This is a genomic window from Frankia sp. CeRuru1 (assembly GCF_977966315.1).
In genome coordinates this window covers 1-6,414 of sequence record NZ_CDWWEW010000301.1, presented here as the reverse complement: position 1 = coordinate 6,414, position 6,414 = coordinate 1, and the positions used below count along the sequence as shown (strand labels likewise).

The following is a 6,414-nucleotide window of genomic DNA, read 5'->3' as shown; positions in this document are numbered from 1 at the left end:
CCCATGCCCGCCATGCCCACGCCCGCCATGCCCACGCCCGCCGTCTCCCGTCCCGTCGCCGTCCCCGTTCCCACCGACCTGGTCGTCGTCGGCGCCGAACTGGTCGCGACCGTGGACGCCGACCGCCGGGAGATCCGCGGCGGGTGGGTCGCGGTGACGAACGGCCTGGTCAGCGCCCTCGGCGGTCCCGACGAGCCACCGCCTCCCGCCGTGCGCACGCTGCGGGCGGATGGCTGCCTGATCACTCCCGGCCTGGTGAACACGCATCACCACATGTACCAGAACCTCACCCGCGCGTTCGCTCCGGCCCTGAACGGCACGCTGTTCACCTGGCTGTCGACCCTGTACCCGCTGTGGTCCCGGCTGGACGAGGATGCCGTGCACGTCTCCGCCTACGTCGGGCTCACCGAGCTCGCCCTCGGCGGTTGCACGACGACCACGGACCACCTGTACGTGCATCCGCGCGGCGGCGGGGACCTCGTCTCCGCCGAGATCGCCGCGGCGACGGCACTGGGCCTGCGCTTCCATCCCACTCGCGGATCGATGTCGCTGTCGGTGAAGGACGGCGGACTGCCGCCCGACTCGGTGGTGCAGGACGACGCCGAGATCCTCGCCGAGTCGGCCCGGCTGGTGGCCCGTCATCACGACCCCTCGCCGGGCGCCATGGTGCGGATCGCCCTGGCGCCCTGCTCACCGTTCTCGGTCAGCCCGGAGCTGATGCGGGCCACGGCGGAGCTCGCCGAGTCGCTCGACGTGCGGCTGCACACGCATCTCGCCGAGGACCCCGAAGAGGACGAGTACTGCCTCGCGCGGTTCGGCCGGCGTCCCATCGACCAGTTCGCCGAGGTCGGCTGGGGCGGCGACCGGGCCTGGGTGGCGCACTGCATCCGCCCGAACCCCGCTGAGGTGGCCCGGCTGGGCGCCTGGGGCACCGGGGTCGCGCACTGCCCGAGCAGCAACATGATCCTTGGCGGTGGGCTCGCCCCGGTCGCGGAGCTGCGTGCGGCGGGGGTACCGGTGGGACTGGGCTGTGACGGCTCGTCGTCGGCGGACTCGGCGTCGCTGTGGCTGGAGGCCCGCACGGCGATGCTGCTCGGCCGGCTGCGGCACGGCGCCGCGGCGATGTCGGCCCGGGACGCGCTGGAGATCGCCACCCGGGGCGGGGCCGGCTGCCTCGGCCGGGCCGGGGAGATCGGCGAGCTGTCCGTCGGAGCGGTGGGCGATCTGGTGGCATGGCCCCTCGACGGCGTCGGCTTCGCCGGGGCGCTGTCCGATCCCGTCGAGGCGTGGCTGCGCTGCGGCCCGGTCGCCGCCCGCCACACGGTGGTCGCGGGCCGCGCGGTCGTCCTGGACGGCCATCCGGTGCATCCCGACCTGTCGGCGATGCTCGCCCGCCACCGTGAGCTCGCCGCCGGCATGCAGGCTGCCTTCGACGATGCCGGAATCGCTGATGCCGGAATCGCTCCCGGTGCCGGGCGGGCCGCGAGTACGACCGGAGCCAGGGCGGCCGGGGCCCGGTGAACGCCGACAAGACCGACCCTGGTGGGATACCTCCGCGGGGTGTTTGATACAAAGCAACAGGTCAGTTCGGGTCGGTTGGCGACGTCACCCATTCGACCCCGGCGATGGCGTTTTGGCGACACCCGCCGGGACGTCACCCCGAGCAGCCGCCGCCGGTGCCGCGCGTCGACCCCCCCGATCGACACGCATCGCACCGGCGGCGGCCTCGACCGGGTGACCTGAACCGGCCCGGTGGTGGCACCCGTGGCGCTACGCGGGACGGGGACCGTTCCAGTCGACGAGCTGGACGATCACTCCGTTGGGGTCACGGACCTGGAAGGCTCGCTCACCCCACTCCTCGGCGGTCAGCGGCATGGTGATCGTCACCTCTTCGTCCCGCAAACGGGCCAGTTCACCCTCCAGGTCCTCGACAACGAAGGCGAGGATGAGTCCGGCCGCGCGCTCGTCGCGCTGGCCCGCCGGCAGCGTGGGCAGCCCGCGACGCAGGAAGATGACGTTCAGACCGGCGTCGTCGCGGGTCAGGGAGGCGAAGCCGTCGGCGGCCATCTCCTCCCGGAAGCCGAAGTGCTCGGCGAGGAAGGCACTGGACGCGGCGACGTCGTCGACGTTCAGCGACACGGCGGAGGAGGTGATTCTCACGAACGCGCTCCCGGTTATGACGGCAACGGAATGATCAGGTCGGATCACAGTAGATCTTGTACATAGTACATTGTACTTAGTATTGAATGAGAGTGATGTCGCGTGCCCAGCGAGAGGACCAGCACCGGCGACCCGGCCCGCACCCTGGCGCTGCTGTGGCGCGACTCCGCGGCCCCGGTCACACCCCACCGCGGTCCCGCCCGCGGGCTGAGCGTGGACGCCGTGGTGGACGCGGCGATCGACCTGGCGGACCGCGAGGGCCTGGCGGCCGTGACCATGCGCCGGATGGCCCAGACCCTCGGAGTCGTCCCGATGACGCTGTACACCTACGTCCCCGGCAAGGCCGAACTGCTCGACCTGATGCTCGACACGGTGCATGCGCGGATGGAGCGTGCCGACACCGCCGGCCTGCCCTGGCGGCTACGCCTGAGCGCGGTCGCGCACGAGAACCGGGCGTTGTTCGACGCCCATCCCTGGGCGGCCACCGTCTCCACCCTGCGGCCTGCGCTCGGCCCCGGCTCCATCGGCAAGTACGAGCACGAGCTCGTCGCCCTCGACGGCCTCGGGCTCACCGACGTCGAGATGGATGACTGCCTGGCCTATCTGCTGTCCTTCGTCCAGGCGAACGCGCGAGCCACGATCGATGCGGGCGCCGCGCAGCGCGAGGGCGGCCTGGACGACGAGCAGTGGTGGAACAGCGCCGGCCCCCTGCTGGCCCGGGTGCTCGATCCGCGGGCCTATCCACTCGCCACCCGGGTCGGCACCGCGGCGGGCAGCGCGCACGGCAGCGCCCACGAACCCGACCACGCCTACCGCTTCGGACTCGACCGGGTCCTCGACGGCCTCGCCCCCCTGATCGACCGGGCCGGGACCGACCGCGGCCGCTGACCACGACAAGCCGGCATGGACAGGGCCCACGCGGACAGGGCCCACGCCGGCAGGACCCACGCCGGCAGGGGCATCCCGCCGAGGGAGGTATCCGGCGGTGTACGTGAGGCCGACACTGGGGGCATGCCGACGTTGCCGACCGATGTCGTCGCCCGTCTGACCGCCGCGCTCGCACCGATCGATACGGCGGTCATCGCTCGTCATCCCGGTGATCCGGGAACCCGTCAGCCGGTGCACACCTGCTACCTGCCCGCCGACCGGATGCGCCCGGACATCGTGCTGGTCTGGGGGGAGGCGGCCCGGGAGCTCCTGGCCGCCCACGGCACCGACCCGGCCAGGCTCGCCGCCGCCACCGGGGGCGACCCGGACCCGGTCATCGCCGAACCGGTCCACGCACACGTGCTGCACGCGCTGACCGTTGAACCGGTGCAGGATCTGCGGATCGACCTGGAGGACGGCTACGGCGTCCGGATGGACGACACCGAGGACGCCGACGCCGTCGCGGCGGCCGTCGCCCTGCGCGCCGCCGCGGCGGCGGACGCCCTGCCCGCGTCCTACGGCCTGCGGATGAAGTCGCTGGACCCGGCCGTCCGGGACCGGGGACTGCGCAGCCTGGACCTTTTCCTCACAGCGCTGGCCGGTGACGACGGCCCACCCGCCGGGTTGGTGCTGACCCTGCCCAAGGTGAGCGCCGCCGCGCAGGTCGCGGTCTTCGCCGATCTGCTCGCCGAACTGGAGCAACGCCTCGACATCGCCCCGGTGCCCTTCGAGGTGCAGGTGGAGACCCCGGCCGCGGTTCTCGCCCTGCCGGCGCTGGTCGAGACCGGTCTTGCGCTGGGCCCAGGACGCCTCGTCGGACTGCACGTCGGCACCTACGACTACTCGGCGGCTCTCGGCATCACCGCCGCACACCAGGCCAGCGACCATCCGGCGGTGGAGTACGCCACTACGCTGATGCAGCTCGTCACCGCCGGCACCGGAATCCGGGTCGCGGACGGGTCCTCGAACCTGCTGCCGATCGAGAGCCCGACGGACGCGACGGAGGGCACCGCAGCTACGGAGGGCACCGCGTCTGTCGAGGACACGGCGGGCCGAGGTGTCCACCGGGCGTGGCGGCGACACGCCGAGCTGGTGCGCCGCGCCTGGTACCGGGGCATCTACCAGGGCTGGGATCTGCATCCGGGTCAGTTGGTGAGCCGGCACGCGGCGGTGGCCGGCTGCCTGCTGGCCGGGCTCGACGAGGCGCTGGGCCGGCTTTCCTCCTACGCCACCGCGTACGCCACCGCCCGGCATCCGGGAGCGGTCGCCGACGAGCCGGCCACCGGCCGCGCGCTCGCCGGGCACGTCCTGCGGGCGCTCGACGCCGGCCTGCTGGACGACGCGAGCCTGACCGCGGCTGGTCTCGACCGGGTGACCGTCGACCGCTTCGGCGGCAGACCGGTCGCCGCGGGTTGACGACACCCAGCCATCCAGGGCGGTCAGCTCCCCCGATAGGTCGAATAACCGAACGGAGCGAGCAGCAACGGGACGTGATGATGATCCGCCGGGTCCTCGATCACGAACGCGATGGTCACCTCGGGAAAGAACGCCGAGCGGCTCGCGGTGTCGAAGACGAGCCGCCAGGGGCCTGGGATGGTCGCCGGCAGATCGGCTACCCGGCCGTCGTCGTCGGTGACGGCCTTGGTGACCGCGATCCAGCCCGTGGTCGTGCCGTCAAGGGTGCGCACCGCCCGTTCCAACCGGAGCGGCAGGCCGGCGGCTGGCCGCCCCGTGGCCGTGTCCAGGACATGGGTGGACAGGCTCACCACGCCTCCTCGGTCGCGTCCTCGGTCGCCGCGGCCCGGGTCCGGGCCTCGACCATCCCACCACCCGGGCTGACCATCCCGCCACACCGCTCCTGATCGACCGTGCCGGAGGACCGGCCCAGTGTGGTCGTGATCGACGAGGTTCCGTACCTGATGGAACGGGGCGACGCGTTCGAGGGTGTGCTGCAGCGTGCCTGGGACCGGGAACTGAGCCGGCGGCCCGTCCTGCTGGTGCTGATCGGTTCGGACCTGTCGATGATGGAGGCCTTGAGTTCGTACAGCCGACCGTTTCACCAGCGCGGGCAGGAGCTGGTCCTAGGGCCGCTCAATCCGGCGGAGGTGGGAGAGATGCTCGGCCTGGGCCCAGCGGAGGCGTTCGACGCCGCGCTGGTGACCGGGGGTCTGCCGCTAATCTGCGCCTCCTGGCGGCGGGTGACGACCTGTGGGAGTTCCTTAACGCGGAGTTGTCGAACCCGGTGTCGGCGCTGCTGGTGTCGGCGGAGCGGTCCCTGGCCGCGGAGTTCCCCGACTCGGCCAATGCCAGGGGCGTGCTCTCGGCGATCGGCAGCGGCGAACGGACGTTCACCAACATTGCCCGCGCCGCTGGAGGGCTCGCGCATACCAGTCTGACCCGGTCGATCGAGGTGCTGGCCGCCAAACTGATGGTGGTGGGGGAGCTACCTCTTTCGACACGGCCGTCGAAAGAGCGCCGGTACCGGGTCACCGATCCGTATCTGAGGTTCTGGCTGCGGTTCGTCGGCCCATATCTGCCCGAGATCGAGCGCCTGCGCGGAGACCTCACCGTCAGTCGGATCAGGGCGGGATGGACGAGTTGGCGCGGCCGAGCGATAGAACCGCTGCTGCGTCAGTCCCTCGCCCGCCTGCTCCCGGACGCGGTGCTGCCGTCGGCCCCGGCCGTCGGCGCCTACTGGAACCGCTCCAACACCGTCGAGATCGACGTCGTCGGCGCCGACCGGGAACCGGTCGCCAAGGAGCTGTACTTCCTCGGCTCTGTCAAATGGCTGGAACGCGCACCGTTCGATGACCGCGACTTGGCGGCATTGCAGAAACACCGGGCGGCGCTCACGAACCTTCCGCTGCCATTGGTCGCCATCAGTCGCAGCGGGGGTGCGGCCACCGGTCTCGCCGCATCCTACGGCCCAGCCGAACTCATCACCGCCTGGCAGCGAGGATGAAGCGAGGATAAGCAGTATTGCGCCACGGTCGTTCGGCCTAGGCGCCGGTGATCAGGCGCCGGTGATCAGGCGCCGGTGATCAGGCGCCGGTGATCAGGCGCCGGATGCGCAGGGCCGTGATCTCGGCCTGCTGACCGGCCGCGATGCGCAGCTCGTCCGCGGGATCGTTGTCCAGCCGTGCCCGTAGCAGGGCGAGCATCTCCTCCGCGTCGCGGCCCGCCGCTCGGACCAGGAAGATGTAGCCGAAGCGCTCCTCGTAGGCCGCGTTCCCCTGCTCGAAGGCCGCCCTGAGCTCCGCCGTTGCCCGGTCCATCGCCGCCTGCTCCCGTCGGGGGGCGTCGAGGGACACCACGGTCGCTCTCGCC

Annotated in this window: 7 protein-coding genes; 4 read left to right on the top strand and 3 right to left on the bottom strand. The window is 72.0% G+C overall.

Features of this window, described 5'->3' with window-relative positions; genetic code table 11:
• The first annotated feature begins 27 nt into the window (after positions 1-27).
• A complete protein-coding gene (locus tag AC08OP_RS18550) occupies positions 28-1,521 on the top strand; it encodes an 8-oxoguanine deaminase (RefSeq protein ID WP_476615350.1) in 1,494 nt (497 codons plus the stop codon).
• Between the two features lie 249 nt (positions 1,522-1,770).
• On the opposite strand, the gene AC08OP_RS18545 is transcribed toward AC08OP_RS18550, so the two are convergent.
• Positions 1,771-2,160, bottom strand: a complete 390-nt coding sequence (locus tag AC08OP_RS18545; protein ID WP_476615349.1) for a VOC family protein — start codon at positions 2,158-2,160, stop codon at positions 1,771-1,773.
• A 102-nt stretch (positions 2,161-2,262) separates the two neighbouring features.
• Here AC08OP_RS18545 and AC08OP_RS18540 point away from each other — a divergent pair, with 102 nt between their 5' ends.
• On the top strand, positions 2,263-3,048 hold the full coding sequence (locus AC08OP_RS18540; protein WP_476615348.1) for a TetR/AcrR family transcriptional regulator: 786 nt from the start codon (positions 2,263-2,265) through the stop codon (positions 3,046-3,048).
• A gap of 123 nt (positions 3,049-3,171) precedes the next feature.
• Positions 3,172-4,503 (top strand): DUF6986 family protein, encoded by a 1,332-nt coding sequence (locus AC08OP_RS18535; RefSeq protein ID WP_476615347.1) that lies wholly within the window; start codon positions 3,172-3,174, stop codon positions 4,501-4,503.
• A gap of 23 nt (positions 4,504-4,526) precedes the next feature.
• Here the strand turns inward: AC08OP_RS18535 and uraH are convergent, their stop codons facing one another.
• A complete protein-coding gene (gene uraH, locus AC08OP_RS18530) occupies positions 4,527-4,853 on the bottom strand; it encodes a hydroxyisourate hydrolase (RefSeq protein ID WP_476592228.1) in 327 nt (108 codons plus the stop codon).
• A 476-nt stretch (positions 4,854-5,329) separates the two neighbouring features.
• Between uraH and AC08OP_RS18525 the strand changes: the two genes are divergently transcribed.
• Positions 5,330-6,049, top strand: coding sequence for a DUF234 domain-containing protein (locus AC08OP_RS18525; RefSeq protein ID WP_476615346.1), 720 nt, complete (start codon positions 5,330-5,332; stop codon positions 6,047-6,049).
• 79 nt (positions 6,050-6,128) lie between these two features.
• Here the strand turns inward: AC08OP_RS18525 and AC08OP_RS18520 are convergent.
• Positions 6,129-6,414 (bottom strand): 2-oxo-4-hydroxy-4-carboxy-5-ureidoimidazoline decarboxylase (locus tag AC08OP_RS18520; RefSeq protein ID WP_476615345.1); only part of this gene is annotated, 286 nt, incomplete at its 5' end.